Genomic DNA, 18,416 nt, shown 5'->3' with positions numbered 1-18,416 from the left:
ACAAACGCAATATTCTGCTATGCAAATATGCAAATATTTTATGGAGTGATCGCCGCGCAGCGACCCCGCTCACCGGGCTTCGCGGGACGCCGTTCGAATGATCCCTCGACAGATATTTCGCACGCGAAATACATGGCGAACTATATTTCGCATACGAAATACCCACCCGGAACGAGGACGGCCATGACGTCAGAACCCATCGAGTTTTCCGCCGCCGACGGCTACACGCTGCGCGGCACGCTGTGGTCGCCGGACGCGCCGCCGCGCGCGCTGGTGTTGATCCATCCGGCCACCGCCGTGCCGGAGCGGCTCTACGCAGGCTTCGCGCGCTTCCTGACCGAACGCGGCTTCGCGGCGCTCACCTACAACTATCGCGGCATCGGCGCGTCGCGGCCCGCGCGGCTGAGCGCGCTGCAGGCCCGCATGCGCGACTGGGTCGAGCTCGACGTCGGCGCCGCAATCGCGTGGGCGCGCGCTACGCACGACGGGCTGCCGCTGCTGGCGGTCGGGCATAGCGTCGGCGGCCATGCGATCGGGTTGTCGGCCGGCACCGCGCACCTGCGCGCGGCCGTGCTCGTCGCCGCGCACGCGGGCAGCACGCGGCTGATCGCCCGCGCGGCCGAGCGGCTGAAGGTGCGGCTGATCCTGCGCGTGCTCGGCCCGCTCGCGTCCGCGCTGCTCGGCTACGTGCCCGGCAAGCGGCTCGGCCTCGGCGAGGACCTCCCGGCCGGCGTGTTCCGCGAATGGAGCCGCTGGACCACGCTGCCGCGCTACTTCTTCGACGATCCGACGCTCGGCGCGGCCGAGCGCTTCTCGAAGCAGCAGTTGCCGATCCTCGTGCTCGGCTTCGACGACGATCCGTGGGCGAACCCGCCCGCGATCGACCTGCTGGTAAGCTACCTCACCCGGGCGGCCGTCGAACGCCGCCAGATCGATCCGCACGCCGCGGGCAGCGGGCCGGTCGGACACATGGGCTTCTTCCGCAGCCGGCCAGGCACGGTGCTGTGGCCCGCGGTCGCCGACTGGCTCGCGCAGGCGCTCGACGCGCCGCGCGATGCGGGTCGCCCGTCCCTTTCCATTGCAGCCGGGAACCGAGCTTGAGCGAAGACCGACGACTGTTTTTCCTGTTGAACATCGGCCAGCGGCGCGTGCAGCGCTGGGTCGACCGCAAGGCCGAGACCGATGCGCGCGCGAGTGCCGCGCAGGCCGGCGTGCTGTTCTGCCTCGCGAGGCAGGACGGCGCGCTGATCGGCGAAGTCGGCGCGGCGCTGCAACTGGCGCCGTCCGCGATGACGGGGCTCGCCGACAGGATGGCGAAGGCCGGCCTGCTTGCGCGTCACGCCGATTCGGACGACGGGCGCGCAACGCGACTGTTCCTGACCGACGAAGGACACGCGGCGCTCAAGCGCGCGCGCGTGGCGCTGCGCGAGCTGAACGGCAAGCTGTGCGACGGCTTTTCCGACGCCGAACTCGACGTCGTCGCGCGCTGGCTGCACGCATTGCAGGACCGCTTTCCGGCCGAGCGCTGAACCGTGCCGGCGGCGCGCCGCATCGGCACAAATCCGCGTAATCGATAGCGATTTCGATTCGTGCTTTCGATTCGCGCTTTCAATTCGGTTTCCGAACTTTCAGGCGGCAAATTTTGCATTCCGGCGGCATTGCTTCGGCAACGCTTTCCGGCTACGTACTGTTACAAAAAATTGCCTGCCGCGCCGCATATCGATCGCCTACATTGCAATCCACTTCGACGCATTCGTCGTCTGCACGGCCTGGCCTTCCCGTTGCGTCCGCAACCCTGGACGCACCCGACAAGCAATGAAAACGAAGAGGTGTCTTGACCGACGTGCTGGCGGCATCCAGCACACGCGGATTGCGATGACCGCGGCGGCTTCCTGAACGACACGATCCGACGCATGGCACGGCATTCATTGCCGCGCGTACCGGTGCGCGTCGTGCCGCCGTGCCGCGCCATCGCCGCCGCACGTCAACGAGGAGCAGTCCATGCGACGCACGATCGTGTCCCACTCGCTTGTCCCCAGCCTCACCCGCCTGTCCGCCGCGATGGCCGTGGCGATGGCCGCCGCCGCGGCCGCGCATGCCGATCCCGTGGTCGTGTCCGGCCCGAGCCCGTTCGCCGCCTGTACCATCGGCGGCCCCGGCACGAACTACGTGAACGCCGAGGTCGAACCGTGGCTGTCGGTCAACCCGGCGAACCCGACCAACATGATCGGCGTGTGGCAGCAGGACCGCTGGTCGAACGGCGGCGCCCACGGGCTCGTCGCGGGCTATACGTTCGACGGCGGCGCGACCTGGGCGCGCACGCCGCAGCCGTTCAGCGCCTGCGCGCCGGGCGGGCTCAAGTACGAGCGCGCGTCCGATCCGTGGGTGTCGTTCGGTCCGGACGGCACCGCGTATTCGGTATCGATCTCGTTCAACCAGTCGAACAACAGCAACGCGGTCGCGGCCTCGGTGTCGACCGACGGCGGACAGACATGGAGCAGCCCGGCCGTGCTGATCGCGAACGACGAACCGACGACGCAGTTCTTCAACGACAAGGAATCGGTGACGGCGAACCCGGTGAAGGCCGGCACGGCCTACGCGGTGTGGGACCGCCTCGAACTGCCGAACGGCAACCCGTACGCGAACCTGCACACGCAGGCATACCGCGGGCCGACGTTCTTTTCGAAGACGGTCGACGGCGGCAAGACGTGGAGCCGTGCGAAGGTGATCGTCAACGTGCCGTCGCGCCAGCAGACGATCGGCAACCAGATCGTCGTCGATCCGAAGACCGGCACGCTCTACGACTTCTTCGACCTGATCCAGCCGCCGTTCAACAAGGCGGCCGGCAAGGTCGCGTTCGTCAAGTCGACCGACGACGGCGCGACCTGGACGAAACCGCAGGTGATCGCCGGGCTGCAGACGGTCGGCGTGACCGATCCGAACACCGGCGAACCGGTACGCACCGGCGACATCATTCCGGAACCCGCGATCGATCCGGCGTCGGGGCAGCTCTACGTCGTGTGGCAGGACAGCCGCTTCAACGGCGGCAACTACGACGAGATCGCGCTGTCGACGTCGAAGGACGGCGGCGCGAGCTGGAGCGCGCCGCTGCAAGTGAACACGCCGACCGGGCGTCCCGCGTTCAATCCGTCGGTGCGCGTCGACAATGCCGGCGCGGCAATGGTCACCTACTACGACTTCCGCGACCTGCAGGCCGGCAACACGACGACGCTGCCGACCGGGTTCTGGCGCAAGATCTCGCATGACGGCGGCACCACGTTCGCGGACGAGCGGCGCGTCGGCGGTCCGTTCGACATGAAGCTCGCGCCGAATGCGGAAGGCTTCTTCATCGGCGATTACCAGGGGCTCGACGTGCTGCCGTCGTCGTCTTTCCATCCGTTCTTCGTCCAGACCAACGCAGGCAACCTGACGAACCGCACCGACGTGTTCTTCGCGCCGTGATGCGCGGGTGAGCGCAGCGCTGCCGCGATGTCGACCGTCGCGGCAGCGTGCGGGCATCGACGCGCGCTCAGCCCCCCTGCACCGATTCCTGGAAGAACTGCCGGTACCAGTCGCGCAGCTGGAACAGCGGACCGTCGCCGTCGCACAACAGCGGCGCCGCGCGATAGATCTTCCTGCGCCACAACACGACATCCTGATCGAATGCGTCGTGAGCGAATCGCGCGTATTCCTGCGCGATCGCATCGGTGTCGGGCAGCGTCGGATCGCGCTGGATCTTGATGCCGTAGCAAACGTCCACATGCTCGGTATCGATCGGCGTGTGAATGTTCACCTGCTTGCTCGCGTACGTTCCCTCCATCGATACATGCATCACGGCCTGACCGTAATAGGTCGCCTCGGTCGTCAGTTGCTTGCCGAGCGTCGGATGCCCGCCGATCGTCGAGCGTTGCGACGCGATATGACCGTCGAAGTGCACCGAGATATCCTCGATCGGCGACCCGTGAACGTACGTGAAATGCGGCGCATCGACGAGGTTCTCGATGATTTCCTTGCCCTGCGTGCGCACCCGCCACCGCTTGAAGTACCAGCGCGTCCAGCCGTCGGCACCGTTCATGGCAGGATCGACCGGCAGTTCCCAGCTCGGCGGCCCGCCGGCCGGATCGAACCACATGTGGACGATCTGGTTGATCTCGCGCACCGGGTGGGCGGCCAATGCGCCCTCCTTCGCCTTGATCGGAATGCGTTTCGCGTAGGGCACGCCGACGCAGGCGCCAGTCTGCGAGAAGCGCCATTCGTGGAACGGACAGACGATCGTATCGCCCTGGCAGCGACCGTCGCCCAGATGCGCGCCGAGGTGCGGACAGAATGCATCGAGGATCGATACCTGCCCGCTCTCGCCGCGAAACGCGATGTACTCCTGGCCGAAGTAGCTGAGCGATTTGATCTCGCCCGGCTTGATTTCATCAGAAAATAGGACTGCGAACCAGCCCTTCGGGTATTTGCCGGTGAAATAGTCCGATGTCATGCGTGTCTCCTGTCTATTTACTTGCCAACGATGGCAATTTCCCGCGCCTTCGCGGCGCCGCTCGACTCGTCAAACGAGCGTACGATCCGGACGGGATCCTGTTTGTCGAGATCGAAACCGTGTTCCTCCAGCACCCAAGTGTAGAGAACGCCCAACAACCAGAAAATGAGTTTATTTGCACCCCTACCATGCAAAAACACACACATACCGCGGTGAAATGGGATGACCTCCGGTATTTCCTCGCCGTCGCGAATTCGGGCTCGTATCTTGCCGCCGGCAAAGCACTGGGCGTCGACCGAACCACCGTCAGCCGGCGAGTAGACGTGCTGGAGAAATCGGTGGGATCACAACTCTTCGTGCTCGACGACGGCGGCTTCCAGTTGACGGTCGCCGGCCGCGCGGTCCTGTCGATCGCATCGCGCATGGAGGAGGAAGCGAGCCTGCTGGCCACGCTCCGCCAGCGGCCGCACGGCGGCGTCGAAGGCACGGTGCGGCTCGCCGTTTCCGCCTCGCTCGGCGATGCATTCATCGGCGACATCGTCGCGTTTCATCATCGCAATCCGTTCGTCAATCTCGACGTGAGCAACGTCGGCGATCCGCTTGCGGTCGTCGCGGAGCGCAGCGCCGATCTCGGCATCTGCGTATCGCACGAAGCCCCCGCAAGACTCGACAGCGTGGCACTCGGCGAAGTCGAGGTCGCGGTGTACGGGCCGGCGGACCGGCACGGCGGCGAAATGACCGGCACCTGGATCGGCTGGGGCGGCGACATCCCGAAACCGTTCGCGGACTGGCTGCGCGAATACGCGCCGCACGACGCGCGCGTCAGCACCAAGGTCAATTCATGGGATGCATTGAAGCGTGCGGTCTTGTCCGGCGGGGGCGTCGCGCCGCTGTGGTGCATGCTCGCGGAACGTGAACCGGGTCTCGCCCGCGTTTTTCCCGACGCGCAGAAGCATTACCTGACGCTCTGGCTGGTGTCGCACGAGAGTGCCAAGCGCAACGCAGCCCAGCAGGCGGTATGGCTCTTCCTGACCGAACAGCTTCGCCGGGCGTTGCGCGCCGACGATGAGCGCACGCAGCGCGAATGAAGGGGTGCACGCCGGCCGAATGCGGTCGTGCCTGAGGTCGACAAGATCGGATAGCCGCCGTCGCAAGCCGGCGCATACGCCCCGGCGCCCCGGTCATCCACGAACCGATCGCGCTGACCGACACTCACGCCCCCCCTCCCGCCGCCCTTTCATCCGTCCGACATACGCGGGTGAGCATAGCGCTGCCGCGACGTCCATTGCGTCGCGGCAGCGCTCCCGAATGCACGTCAATGCATGTCGGTCAGCACGATGCGACCGTCGACTTTTCCTTCGCGCAGCCGCGCGAATATGTCGTTGATGTTGCCGAGCCGGTCGCGATGGATATGCGCGCGCACCAGCCCGTCCGCCGCGAAATCGAGCGATTCCTGCAGGTCGCGCCGCGTGCCGACGATCGAGCCGCGCACCGTGATGCCGTTCAGCACCGTCGAGAAGATCGGCAGCGGGAAATCGCCGGGCGGCAAGCCGTTGAGCGCCACCGTGCCGCCGCGTCGCACCATCCCGAGCGCCTGCGCGAACGCGCTGCGCGACACGGCCGTCACCAGCACGCCATGCGCGCCGCCGATCTCCTTCTGGATCACCTTCGCCGGATCGTCGGCCGTCGCATCGATCGTCAGCTCGGCGCCCAGCTCGCGCGCGAGTGCGAGTTTGGCGGGAGACACGTCGATCGCCGCGACGTGCAGGCCCATCGCGCGCGCGTACTGCACGGCCACGTGGCCGAGCCCGCCGATGCCCGAAATCGCGAGCCACTGGCCCGGGCGCGTGTCGGTGACGCGGATGCCCTTGTAGACGGTCACGCCCGCGCACAGGATCGGCGCGATCTCGTCGAACGCGACCTGCGCCGGCAGATGGCCGACGTAGTCGGGATCGGCCAGCACGTATTCCGCATAGCTGCCGTTGACCGAATAGCCGGTGTTCTGCTGCCCGTGGCAAAGGGTTTCCCAGCCGGTGTGGCAGTACTCGCAGTGACCGCATGCCGTATAGAGCCAGGGCACGCCGACGCGGTCGCCCTCGCGCACGTGCGTGACGCCTGCCCCGACCGCCGCGACGACGCCCACGCCTTCGTGGCCGGGAATGAACGGCAGCGTCGGCTTCACGGGCCAGTCGCCGTCGGCTGCGTGCAGGTCGGTATGGCAGACGCCCGAAGCCTTGATGTTGACGAGGATCTGGCCCGGGCCCGGCGTCGGGACCGGCACCTCCTCGATGCGCAACGGTTCGCCGAACGCGTGGACCACCGCCGCCTTCATGGTTTGAGTCATGCGTCGCTCCTGTCTGGTCGATGACCGGGCCAGTATCCGGGCTCGAAACCGGAACGACTTGATACGTATCAACGGAGCGGGAAACGCGCGCGACGGTGACGGATTCATCGCGAGACCTATTGCGTGGGCCACCGGTGCCGGCGGCGCGGGTTTGACGGCCCGGCTCTGCTTTCGCCGCCGTTTCCGCAGCTTGTCGGAAACCCTGCGGCATGCCGCCGTTTCGCTTGGAATTTGAAATGATATAACATATCATTTCGCGATCTCGTCCACCTGAAGCTCGCTCATCCGGGTGGCCGGGCTACGCCGAGTCCAATCCAACCGGGTCACTGCGCACCGAAAATGCAACAATATATCGTATCCAGCCTTGACCCGCATGGCTCGCTTTCCGATCCGAGACCAACCGATTCACCGACCATGCGCGACCTCCCTCGTCTACCGCTTCGCCCGCTCTCGCCCGTTTCGCTGATGCTGTTCGCCGCCGTCGCGCACGCGCAGGCCGAGACGCCCGCCCCGTCTTCGCCGCCGCAGACCACACCGCTCGCGCCGATCTTCGTGACCGCGAACCCGCTCGGCGACACCGAGCTGATCGCGCCGACCGCGCAACTGTCCGGCGATGCGCTGACGCGCCGCCAGGCCGATTCGCTCGGCGAAACGCTCAACGGCCTGCCCGGCGTGTCGACCACCACCTACGGGCCGATGGTCGGCCGCCCGATCATCCGCGGGATGGACGGCGACCGGATCCGGCTGCTGCAGAACGGCGTCGCCGCCTACGACGCGTCGTCGCTGTCGTACGACCACGCGGTGCCGCAGGATCCGCTGTCGATCGAGCGCGTCGAGATCGTGCGCGGTCCGGCCGCGCTGCTGTACGGCGGCAACGCGGTCGGCGGCGTCGTCAACACGATCGACAACCGGATTCCGCGCGAAGCGATCGAAGGCGTGACGGGCGCGCTCGACGCGCGCTACGGCGGCGCGAACTCGGTGCGCGCGGGCGCGGCGCAGGTCGAAGGCGGCAACGGCCGCTTCGCGTTCCATGTCGACGCGTTCGACCGTGAAACGAGCAAGCTGCGGATTCCCGGCTACGCACGCAGCAGCCAGCAACGCGCGATCGACGATCCCGATACGCCGCAACCGTACGGCAACGTGCCGAACAGCGACGGCCGCGTGCATGGCGGCGCGCTCGGCGCGTCGTACACGTGGGCCGACGGTTTCGCGGGCCTGTCGTACAGCGGCTACGAGTCGAACTACGGCTCCGTCGCCGAGGACGACGTGCGCCTGCGGATGCGCCAGGAACGGCTCGCGTTCGCGTCCGAGATACGCAACCTGAGCGGCCCGTTCACGAAGCTGAAGTTCGACTTCGCGTACACCGACTATCGCCACAAGGAAGTCGACAACGGCGAGACCGCCACCACCTTCCGCAACCGCGGCTACGAGGCGCGCATCGAGGCGCGGCATCGCAGGATCGGCCCGTTCGAAGGCGCGATCGGCGTGCAGTTCGGCCAGAACACGTTCTCGGCGCTCGGCGACGAAACGCTCGTGCCGTCGACGCGCACGAACAGCGTCGCGCTGTTCGGTCTCGAGGAATGGCAGGTCGTCCCGGCGCTGAAGCTGAGCGTCGGCGGGCGCTTCGAGCACGTGAAGGTCGATCCCGATCCGGCCGGCGTCGAGAAATTCGCGCTCGCGCAGCCGCGCGACTTCAATGCCGGCAGCGTCTCGGCCGGCGCGCTGTTCTCGCTGACGCCCGTGTGGTCGGTCGCGGCGAACGTCGCCTACACGGAACGCGCGCCGACCTTCTACGAGCTGTACTCGAACGGCCCGCACGATGCGACCGGCCAGTTCCTGATCGGCAACCCGAACGCATCGAAGGAAAAGGCCGTGTCGACCGACCTGTCGCTGCGCTATGCGAGCGGCCCGAACCGCGGCAGCGTCGGCGTGTTCTACAACCGATTCTCGAACTACCTGACCGAGTACAACACGGGCCGCGTCGTGAACGGCGACGGCGAGCCGGTCGCGCCCGGCGCCGGTGATACGCTCAACGAAGCAATCTATCGCGGCGTGCGCGCCGAGTTCTATGGCGTCGAGCTCGACGGCAAATGGCGCGCGTTCTCGCAGCGCGGCCATACGGTCGACCTGGAACTGACCGCCGACTACACGCATGCGCGCAACGTCGACACCGGCCAGCCGCTGCCGCGCATCGCGCCGCTGCGCGCGACGCTCGCGGCCGACTACGGCTACGGCCCGTTCGGCGCACGCGCGCAGGTCACGCACGCGTGGTCGCAGCATCGTGTGCCCGACAACGACTTTCCGACGGACGGCTACACGTCGCTCGGCGTGATGCTGACGTACAAGTTCCGTGTCGGCGCGACGCACTGGCTCGCGTACCTGCGCGGCGACAACCTGACGAACCAGGAGATCCGCTATGCGACCTCGGTCGTGCGCGGCTTCGCGCCGGAAGGCGGCCGCAGCGTGATGGCCGGCCTGCGCACGACGTTCTGATCGCGGGCCGGTGCGTTCGCGCCACGCGTCCCGCGCGTCGCCAACGCCTGCCATGATCGATCGGCGCAGTTCGCCTGCGTCGATCGAAACCGTCGCGATCGACCGCGCCGGCGTGACCGAACACGATCGATCGCCCTCGCCTTCGCTCTCCCTTCTCCGGCCCTCCACCTTCCGTTGCGCACACGGCCGCTGCGGGGCCGTGCAATTTCCGGTCCTGCCGGTCGAACGCGCGGAACGCCGCGCATCGCACTGCATCGCACCGACAGGCAGGATCATTGATCCCGGTCATGCACTTTTAAATCAGCCGAATGACGAGTATCCTAAAAAAAGCACTCCACGTTCGAACGGCGAATCGCGCGCCCTGATTCCCGTCCGCTCGTATCGCGGCCCCATCGCGCCACGCGTCGATGGCGGCGTCCGCCTCACGCCCTGGCCGCACGAACCTTCCCCAACCATTCGCAGGAGAGCTGGTGAGTCGACTCGTCGTCGTATCCAATCGTATTGCAGATCCCCGTAAAGCCGCGGCAGGCGGGCTTGCCGTGGCCGTGAAAGACAGCCTGCAGGAATCGGGCGGCGTCTGGTTCGGGTGGAGCGGCAGGCTGCGCGGCGACGGCGACCATCCCGCGCACGGCGAAGACGTGCAGATCCAGAACGTCGGCGGCATCCAGCTCGCGACGATCGATCTCGATCCGCAGGATTACGACGCGTACTACCTCGGCTACTCGAACAACGTGCTGTGGCCGGTGTTCCACTACCGCCTCGATCTCGCACAGTTCGACCGCCGCTTCGCGGACGGATACCGGCGCGTGAACCAGCTGTTCGCGCGCAAGCTGAGCACGCTGCTGCGCCCCGACGATATCGTCTGGGTCCACGACTACCAGCTGATTCCGCTCGCCGCCGAGCTGCGCGCGACGGGCTGCACGAACCCGATCGGTTTCTTCCTGCACATTCCGATGCCGCCGCCGCCGATCATGGCCGCGATCCCGGAGCACGAGTGGCTGATGCGCTCGCTGTTCGCCTACGATCTCGTCGGCTTCCAGACCGAATCGGACCTGCTTCACTTCGAGCACTACGTCGAGGCGGAAGCCGGCGCCGCGCGGCTGCCGGACGGCCGCCTGCGCGCGTTCGGCCGCACGTTGTCGGCCGGTGCATTCCCGATCGGCATCAACGTCGACGAGTTCACGGCGCTCGCGGAGAATCGCGACGGCATCGACATGTTCGAGCGAATGCGCGACGAGTATTCGCGCCGCCAGCTGCTCGTCGGCGTCGACCGGCTCGACTATACGAAGGGGCTGCCGCAGCGCGTGCACGCGTTCCGTCAGCTGCTCGAACAGTATCCGGAGAACCGCGACCGCGCGACGCTGATCCAGATCGCCGCGCCGAGCCGCGAGGATCTCGGCGCGTACGACGACCTGCGGCGCGAGATGGACAGCCTGTGCGGCGCGATCAACGGCGATTACGGCGAACTCGAGTGGATGCCGATGCGCTACATCCACCGCACGGTCGCGCGCAAGCGCTTGCCGGGCCTCTACCGCGCGAGCCGTGTCGCGCTCGTCACGCCGCTGCGCGACGGGATGAACCTGGTCGCGAAGGAGTTTCTCGCCGCGCAGGACGAGGCCGACCCGGGCGTGCTCGTGCTGTCGCGTTTCGCGGGCGCGGCCGAGCAGCTGAAGCCTGCGCTGCTCGTCAATCCGTACGACACGCAGGGCACCGCGCAGGCGATCCAGCGCGCGCTCACGATGCCGCTCGACGAACGCCGCCAGCGTCACGACGCGCTGATGGCGATCGTGCGCAAGACCGACGTGCACTGGTGGCGCACGCGCTTTCTCGAGGCGCTCGCCGAGGCGGCGGAAGTCGCCACCGCGACCGTGTCCTGACGCGCCGGGTCCTGCCGCTCGCTCACACGCCGGTCATCTCGCGGTCGAGCACCGCGCCGTTCACGTCCTGCACCGCCACCGCGATCGGAATGCCTTCGCGCATGCTCTCGGTCACCACGCAATACGCATCGAACCGGTCGAGCATGCGCGTCGCCGCCGCGAGATCGGCCCATGCCTTGCCGACCGACAGCGTCACGGCCATCGCGCCGACGCGCACCCTGCCCGCCTCGTTCTGCACCATGTCGACGTCGATATGCGCGGTGACGGGCTGCGGATCGACGCGCTGTTTCTCGAGCGCGAACAGCAGGCTCGCCGCGAGGCAGCTCGCGACCGCCGCGGCCAGCAGCCGGACCGGGTTCGGGCCGCGGCCGGCACCGAGCGGCGGCGGCTCGTCGGTGAGCACCGGCGAAAGTTCGGTGCCGGCAAACGTGACTTCGAAACTGAAACGCGCATGCTGCGCGACATCCACCGATACGTGTGCCTCGCTCATGGCGACTCCGTGACTCGATAAAGGGAAAGGAAACGCCGGCGCGACGCCGTGCCGGCAAGTGCGAATTGCAGCGAAGGCGCGGCGCGATCATGGCCGCCCGCCGTCTGCGTGAGCGGTCCGCGCTTCAGCGTTCGGGTTCGCGCGGCGGCCCGTATGCGACGAAATCGCGCTCGATCGCCGACGCCTTCTCCGGCGCATTCGCGCTCGTGCATGGCCCGCGATCGGTCAGGGAAGATTCGGCGACCGGCGCCTCGCGCCCGTCGATCAGCGCCTGCAACGCGTCGCGTTCGAGCACCTCGCGCTCGAGCAACCGTCGCGCGATCCGTTCGAGCGCATCGCGGCGTTCGCCGAGCGTTGCCGCGACGCGCGCATGCGCGTCGGTCAACAGCGTATGCACCTCGTCGTCGATCATCCGTGCGGTGTGCTCGCTGCAGCGGCCCTCGCCCGCATGCCATGCGCCCGGGATGCCGGTACGCGTTTCGCCATCGTCGAAGCTGACGAGCCCGATCTTCTCGCTCATCCCGTACTGCATGACCATGTGGCGCGCCATCGCGGTCGCGCGTTCGAGGTCGTTCTGCGCGCCCGTCGACACGTCGCCGAACACGAGTTCTTCCGCGACGCGCCCGCCGAGCAGTGCATCGATCCGATCGAGCAGCTCGCTGCGGCGCAGCACGTAGCGATCCTCCGTCGGCACCTGTTGCGTGTAGCCGAGCGCGGCCACGCCGCGCGGAATGATCGACACCTTCTTCACCGGATCGCAATGCGCGCGGCTTTCCGCGACGAGCGCATGGCCGGCCTCGTGATAGGCGATCGTCAGTTTCTCCTGCGCGTTCATCACGCGGCTCTTGCGCTCGAGTCCCGTCAGCGCGCGGTCGATCGCCTCGTCGAAGTCGTCCATCCCGATCGCCGGCTTGCCGAGTTCCGCCGCATGCAGCGCGGCTTCGTTGACGACGTTCGCGAGATCGGCGCCGACGAAGCCCGGCGTGCGCGACGCGAGTTCGCCGAGATCGACCTCGGCCGCGAGCTTCACCCGCTTCACGTGCACGCCGAGAATCTGGCGGCGGCCGTTCACGTCGGGCCGGTCGATCGCGATGTGACGGTCGAAGCGGCCCGGGCGCAGCAGTGCGGGATCGAGAATCTCCGGCCGGTTGGTCGCCGCCATGATGATCACGCCGGAGCCGGCCTGGAAGCCGTCCATTTCGACGAGCAGCTGGTTGAGCGTCTGCTCGCGCTCGTCGTTGCCCGACATCGGGCCGACGCCGCGCACCTTGCCGAGCGCGTCGAGCTCGTCGACGAACACGATGCACGGCGCCTTCTGCTGCGCCTGCTCGAACAGGTCGCGCACGCGCGCCGCGCCGACGCCGACGAACATCTCGACGAACGCCGAGCCGCTGATCGAGAAGAACGGCACGGCCGCCTCGCCGGCCACCGCGCGCGCGAGCAGCGTCTTGCCGGTGCCGGGAGCGCCGACGACGAGCACACCCTTCGGGATCTTGCCGCCGAGCCGCTGGTAGCGATCGGGGTTGCGCAGGAACGCGACGAGCTGCTGCAGTTCGGCCTTCGCTTCGTCGATGCCCGCGATGTCGTCGAACGTGATGCCGGTTTCCTGCTGCACGTACACGCGTGCGCGGCTCTTGCCCATCCCGGTGAAATCCTGCAGCCCGCCACGCTTGCGCAGCATCAGGTTCCAGATGAACACGAACGCGACGAGCGGCACCAGCCACGACGCGAGCGACGCGATCCAGCCGGTGTCGGACGCGCCGTGAAACCGGATGCCGGCGGCGGTCAGCGTATCGATCAGCTGCGGGTCGGTCACGCGGTTGGTGCTGAAGCGCGGCGGCGTGCCGTCCGACTTCACGGCCGCGACTTCGGACGCCGGCAGCAGCGTGCCGGCCTGCGGCATCGTCAGCGTGCCCGTGATCGTCGCCGGTCCGATCTCGAGATCGTCGACGAGCCGCGCGGCGACGAGCCGGTGGAAGTCGCTGTACGCGATCAGCGTCGACGCCGGACGCAGCATCAGCAACTGCGCGGCGAACAGCACGAAGAAGCCCGCCGCGATCAGCAATCCTGCGTAATCGAATTTCCTGTCCATGGCATCGGGCCGGCCGCGCGCGTCGACGCGCGCGCTTACGCGTGCACGCGCGCCCGGTCGGCGCGCGGCATCGCCGGCCACGCGCAAACGGAATGGATCCGCGCCATCGTCGCCTCGTTTCGTCGCATGAATGACACCGCGACGGCGCCGCCGGGCGCCATTCGCGCGGGCAACGCGCCGCAACGCGCCGCCCGTGATTCAAGTCTAGTTCGCGCGCGGACGTCGCGCATTGTCCGACAAACGCCTTTCATCGACGCCGCCGGCCGCGTTATAGTCGCGTTCGTGACATTTTAGTGACAGCCGGCGTCGCCCGCGCCCGGGCGCGACGCCGGCCGTTGCGTCCCGCCGCGCGTCGCGGCAGGCTGTGCGACGCTGCCGCGCATCGAACGACAACTGCCCATCCGAGGAGCACACGACGTGAACGACACCCCCGATCGCCCCGACGACCTTCCCGCCGATCCCGACCGCCGCCGCATGCTCGGCGGCCTCGCCGCGCTCGGCGCGGGCGTCGCGCTCGGCGGCTGCGAGACCACGCCGGGCAGCGCGCCGCGCTCGGCCGCCGACCTGCGGCTCGACGACGCGCTGCGCCGGCAGGTGCGCCACATCGTCGTGATCTATGCGGAGAACCGCAGCTTCTCGAACCTGTACGGCGATTTCCCGGGCGTGCAAGATCCGCTGAGCGAGGTGAAGCCCGACCACGCGCGGCAGCTCGATCGCGACGGCAAGACACCGCTGCCGGTGCTGCCGAAGATCTGGGGCGGGCTCGTGCCGCAGGCGCAGGAAGTCGGCGGCCAGCGCTACGCGATCGCCGAGCGCGACATCGACAAGCTGCCGAACGCGCCGTTCCGGATCGCAGACGCGCAGGGCAAGCCGCTGCCGAACGGCGTGATCACGCGCGACCTGTGGCACCGCTTCTACCAGAACCAGATGCAGATCGCCGCGGGCCGCAACGACCAGTTCGCCGCGTGGGCCGATTCCGGCGGCCTCGTGATGGGCCATTACCGCAATTCCGCCGACACGCTGCGGCTGTGGAACCTCGCACGGCAATACACGCTGTGCGACAACTTCTTCATGGCGGCCTTCGGCGGTTCGTGGCTGAACCACATGTTCCTGATTTCCGCGCAGCCGCCGATGTACCCGGATGCGCACAAGCATCCGCACGCCGCGAAGCTGCTGTCGAAGGTCGACGGCGACGATCCGGCCGGCACGCGCCTGACGCTCGCCGCCGATTCGCCCGCGTCCGCGCTCGACGGCCCGCCGAAGTTCGCGGTCGACGGCCCGCTGACGCCCGATGGCTACGGCGTCAACACGATGGCGCCGCCGTATCAGCCGAGCTACGTGCCGCCGGCCGATCCGGGCAACGCCGCGTATGCGGATCCGTCCGATCATCGCGTGATCCCGCCGCAAGGCCATGCGACGATCGGCGACCGCCTGTCGGAGAAGAACGTCGACTGGGCGTGGTACAGCGGCGCGTGGCAGTACGCGCTCGAGCACCGCGACACCGGCATGGTGCCGGATTTCCAGTACCACCACCAGCCGTTCAACTACTTCGTGAACTACGCGCCGGGCACCGACGCGCGCCGCAAGCACCTGCGCGATGCGGGCCTCGGCGACGAGCCGTTGACCAATCATTTCATCGCCGACATCGACGCGGGCCGCCTGCCCGCCGTCGCGTTCTACAAGCCGCAGGGCAACCTGAACATGCACGCGGGTTATGCGGACGTCGAATCCGGCGATCGCCACATCGCGCACGTGATCGAACGCATCCGGCGCGGCCCGCAGTGGGCGAACACGGTGATCGTGATGACGCACGACGAGAACGGCGGCTGGTGGGATCACGTCGCGCCGCCGGTCGGCGATCGCTGGGGCCCCGGCTCGCGGATTCCGGCGCTCGTGATCTCGCCGTTCGCGAAGAAGGGTTACGTCGACCACACGATGTACGACACGAACTCGATCCTGCGCTTCATCAGCCGCGTGCACGGGCTCGCGCCGCTCGACGGCGTCGCCGCGCGCGACAAGGCGTTCGCGTCGCGCGGCGCGACGCCGCCGGGCGACCTGACGAACGCGCTCGATCTCGGCTGACGAACGACTGACGCCTCGCTGAAACGACGACGCCCCGGTGCAACGCGGTTGCCCGGGGCGTCGTGTTTTGCCGTGTGCGTTCTGCGTTCTGCGTTCTGCGTTCCGCGATCCGCGATCCGCGATCCGCGATCCGCGCAGGCGACGCTACGCGACGCTGTGCAACGCGTCGCTCGCCGCACTTGCGGCATGACGACCTGCCTGCCGGCCGAAGAACGTCGCATCGGCCAGCGACAATCCCGAGCTGTACCCGGCGCCCCAGCGCGGCAGCCCGCAGGTCGTGCGGCCGGCCGCATAGAGGCCCGCCACCGGCGTGCGCGCCGCGTCGAGCACCTGCCCGGTCGGCAGCGTATCGAGCCCGCCCAGCGTGAAATGCGGGTAGAACGCGTAATCGATCCGGCAGTCGAGCGCGACGAACGGCGGCTCGATCAGCGGCTGCAACCATTTCTTCGCCTTGTGGAACAGCGGATCGACGCCTTCGGCCGCGTGACGGTTGTAGACGTCGACGGTCGCCGTCAGCGTGCCGGCCGGCATCTGCAGGTCGCGCTCGACTTCGTCCCATGTCTCGCCGGCCGCCGCGATGCCGATCCGCGCAATGTCCGGCGGCTCCTGGTAGGTCGCCTGGTCGACCAGCAGGTAGATCCGGTCGTCGGCCTGGTGGAACGCGTGGTGGCCCGTGCGGCCGTGATAGCCGTCCTCGTTGATGAACCGCTGCCCGCGCGCGTTCACGAAGATCCCGCGGATCAGCGATTCGGGCGCGTAGAACGGCAGGCTGACGAAACCCTGATCCATGTGGATCGCGGCGCCGCCGGCGCTCTGGCCGAGCAGGATGCCCGAGCCGTCGTCGCCGGGGCTGCCGATCGGTTCGGCCGAGCGCAGGAACTGCGGCGCATGCCGGCGCACCATGTCGCGGTTCATCGCGAATCCGCCCGCGCACAGGATCGTCGCGCGGCCCGCCCGCACGAACGCCGTCTCGCCATACGCGCGCAGCACGACGCCGCGCACCGCGCCGGCATCGTCGACGATCAGCGCCTGTGCGCGCGTGTCGTAGCGCGTCGACACGCCGAGCGCCTGCACGCGCTCGGCCAGCACGCGCATCAGCATCTGCCCGCCGCCCCAGCCCGGCCATTGCGGCGTATGACCGCGCGGACACGGCTTCGCGCTCTCGCTGAACGGCCAGGCCTCCTCGCTGCCCGACCAGATCAGGCAGTCGTCGGTTTCCGGCTCGACGATCCGCTCGGCAATGAACGTGTTCTTGTACGTGACGCCCTGCGCGACCAGCCAGTCGTGATGCGCGAGGCTCTCGTTCGCATAGAGGCGCACCTTCGCCTCGTCGGCGTCGCGGCCGCCCGCGAGCATCAGGTAGCGGTACAGGTCCTCGGTGTCGTCGCTGAAGCCGGCCTGCCGCTGCGCGGGCGTGCCGCCGCTGCCGCCGAGGTAGATTTCGCCGCCGGACAGCGCGCTCGTGCCGCCGTAGCTCGACGCGCGCTCGACGATCAGCGTGTCGGCGCCGGCGCTCGCGGCTTCGATCGCCGCGCACGCGCCTGCCGCGCCGAAGCCGACGATCACGACGTCGTGTTCGGCGTCCCAGCGATGGACGTCGCGGACGTTCAGGGGGCGAGTGAGGGAGTATTCGGATGACATGGAGGCAAGGGTCTGCGTGAAGGGATTCGGTGAAAGGCGGTGGTCGGGGCGCTGCGCGGCCGGCCCGGCAGGCCGGCGCGACGTCGATGCGAGCGATCGCAGGCACGCGAACGCCGCGTCGTCGACGGGGAAATCGAGCGGCAGCGGCGAGCCAAGCCGGGGGCATGCACACGCCGGACGAACTGCCGCGAGCGCGCCGCGACACTGCGCTGCGCGAACGCCGTCCACCCGGTCGCCGTCGCATCGTGACGGCGTCAACGTGACATCGAGTCGGCGCGGCGCGCGGCCGCGCCGTCGTCACATGCCGCGCAGTGCGGCGAAACCGAAGCGCGAAGGATCGATCGGCACGCAACCGGTCGGCAGGCCGTTCGCATCGAGCGAGCGGCATTGCAGGATGCCGGCCGCATACGGCGGCGCCGGGACCTGATCAGCGCCATATCGCGCGATCACCATCGCCGCGAACGCACCCATCGCCAATACGCACAGCTTGCGAGTCGTCAGTCTCATGATCGTGTCCCCTCCGGTTGGCCGCTATCGCGGTTCGTGTCCGGCGCACTGGCCTCAGGCAAACAGGCAACCGCACCGGATGACTGCACGGTAGCCAGCGCCGGGCCGCCGGCCATCGTCCATTTCGACTAGGGGCAAACGCGAAGCGGCGCTGACGCGACGTGCGGCGCCGCAGCATCGCCGAGCGGTGGCAGCGGCGCCACGATCGGAAAACCGCGTGCCTCAGCCCGTCGTGACGGGGCGCGCGATCTTCGGGCGCACGCCGCGCGTTCGCCGCCGCATCGCACCATCGGACGATGCACGGCCGTCGCGCCGGTGTTTTCCCTGATCGTGCCCCTGCTCCGTATGGATGATGAGGATCGCGCGGCCGGATGCGAACCTGCGGGTCGACGTCGCAATGCCGT

Annotated in this window: 13 protein-coding genes; 7 read left to right on the top strand and 6 right to left on the bottom strand. The window is 68.2% G+C overall.

Going from position 1 to position 18,416, the window contains the following annotated elements:
* The first annotated feature begins 183 nt into the window (after positions 1 to 183).
* The 3 genes from U5A56_RS04215 to U5A56_RS04205 all read left to right on the top strand — a co-directional run bounded on the left by U5A56_RS04215 (position 184) and on the right by U5A56_RS04205 (position 3,462).
* A complete protein-coding gene (locus U5A56_RS04215) occupies positions 184 to 1,101 on the top strand; it encodes a serine aminopeptidase domain-containing protein (RefSeq protein WP_044844586.1) in 918 nt (305 codons plus the stop codon).
* Entirely contained in the window at positions 1,098 to 1,529 is a 432-nt protein-coding gene (locus U5A56_RS04210; RefSeq protein WP_124519389.1) for a MarR family winged helix-turn-helix transcriptional regulator, read from the top strand. The genes U5A56_RS04215 and U5A56_RS04210 overlap by 4 nt, the downstream gene beginning before the upstream one ends.
* Positions 1,530 to 2,001: 472 nt before the next feature.
* Positions 2,002 to 3,462, top strand: a complete 1,461-nt coding sequence (locus tag U5A56_RS04205; protein WP_321819090.1) for a sialidase family protein — start codon at positions 2,002 to 2,004, stop codon at positions 3,460 to 3,462.
* A gap of 67 nt (positions 3,463 to 3,529) precedes the next feature.
* Here U5A56_RS04205 and U5A56_RS04200 read toward each other — a convergent pair whose 3' ends face one another.
* Positions 3,530 to 4,486: a Rieske 2Fe-2S domain-containing protein gene (locus U5A56_RS04200; protein ID WP_321921012.1), complete on the bottom strand. Its 957-nt coding sequence runs from the start codon at positions 4,484 to 4,486 to the stop codon at positions 3,530 to 3,532.
* A gap of 2 nt (positions 4,487 to 4,488) precedes the next feature.
* Here U5A56_RS04200 and U5A56_RS04195 point away from each other — a divergent pair, with 2 nt between their 5' ends.
* Positions 4,489 to 5,574 carry a LysR family transcriptional regulator gene (locus tag U5A56_RS04195; protein WP_321921011.1) on the top strand — a complete coding sequence of 362 codons (1,086 nt, stop codon included), beginning with the start codon at positions 4,489 to 4,491 and terminating at the stop codon, positions 5,572 to 5,574.
* A gap of 227 nt (positions 5,575 to 5,801) precedes the next feature.
* Here the strand turns inward: U5A56_RS04195 and adhP are convergent, their stop codons facing one another.
* The gene (gene adhP / locus U5A56_RS04190) at positions 5,802 to 6,830 is read right to left on the bottom strand and encodes an alcohol dehydrogenase AdhP (protein WP_044844589.1); all 1,029 of its coding nucleotides are present in this window, start codon (positions 6,828 to 6,830) and stop codon (positions 5,802 to 5,804) included.
* Positions 6,831 to 7,244: 414 nt separating this feature from the next.
* Between adhP and U5A56_RS04185 the strand changes: the two genes are divergently transcribed.
* Positions 7,245 to 9,323, top strand: a complete 2,079-nt coding sequence (locus U5A56_RS04185; RefSeq protein WP_321921010.1) for a TonB-dependent receptor — start codon at positions 7,245 to 7,247, stop codon at positions 9,321 to 9,323.
* Positions 9,324 to 9,793: 470 nt separating this feature from the next.
* Positions 9,794 to 11,200: an alpha,alpha-trehalose-phosphate synthase (UDP-forming) gene (otsA, locus tag U5A56_RS04180; protein ID WP_321921009.1), complete on the top strand. Its 1,407-nt coding sequence runs from the start codon at positions 9,794 to 9,796 to the stop codon at positions 11,198 to 11,200.
* Positions 11,201 to 11,222: 22 nt separating this feature from the next.
* On the opposite strand, the gene U5A56_RS04175 is transcribed toward otsA, so the two are convergent.
* Positions 11,223 to 11,690 (bottom strand): OsmC family protein, encoded by a 468-nt coding sequence (locus U5A56_RS04175; protein WP_321921008.1) that lies wholly within the window; start codon positions 11,688 to 11,690, stop codon positions 11,223 to 11,225.
* Between the two features lie 124 nt (positions 11,691 to 11,814).
* Positions 11,815 to 13,782 (bottom strand): ATP-dependent zinc metalloprotease FtsH, encoded by a 1,968-nt coding sequence (gene ftsH / locus U5A56_RS04170; RefSeq protein WP_321921007.1) that lies wholly within the window; start codon positions 13,780 to 13,782, stop codon positions 11,815 to 11,817.
* A 417-nt stretch (positions 13,783 to 14,199) separates the two neighbouring features.
* Between ftsH and U5A56_RS04165 the strand changes: the two genes are divergently transcribed.
* Positions 14,200 to 15,864: an acid phosphatase gene (locus tag U5A56_RS04165; protein ID WP_321921006.1), complete on the top strand. Its 1,665-nt coding sequence runs from the start codon at positions 14,200 to 14,202 to the stop codon at positions 15,862 to 15,864.
* Between the two features lie 144 nt (positions 15,865 to 16,008).
* On the opposite strand, the gene U5A56_RS04160 is transcribed toward U5A56_RS04165, so the two are convergent.
* Together U5A56_RS04160 and U5A56_RS04155 are read right to left on the bottom strand one after the other, a co-directional pair.
* Positions 16,009 to 17,505, bottom strand: coding sequence for an FAD-dependent oxidoreductase (locus U5A56_RS04160; protein ID WP_321921005.1), 1,497 nt, complete (start codon positions 17,503 to 17,505; stop codon positions 16,009 to 16,011).
* A gap of 297 nt (positions 17,506 to 17,802) precedes the next feature.
* Entirely contained in the window at positions 17,803 to 18,012 is a 210-nt protein-coding gene (locus U5A56_RS04155) for a hypothetical protein (protein WP_044844596.1), read from the bottom strand.
* Positions 18,013 to 18,416: the final 404 nt, after the last annotated feature.

The organism is Burkholderia sp. BCC1998, assembly GCF_905339875.1.
Taxonomy (GTDB): Bacteria; Pseudomonadota; Gammaproteobacteria; order Burkholderiales; family Burkholderiaceae; genus Burkholderia.
The sequence above is the reverse complement of the archived record's forward strand: the minus strand, read 5'-3'. Positions and strand labels throughout refer to the sequence as shown.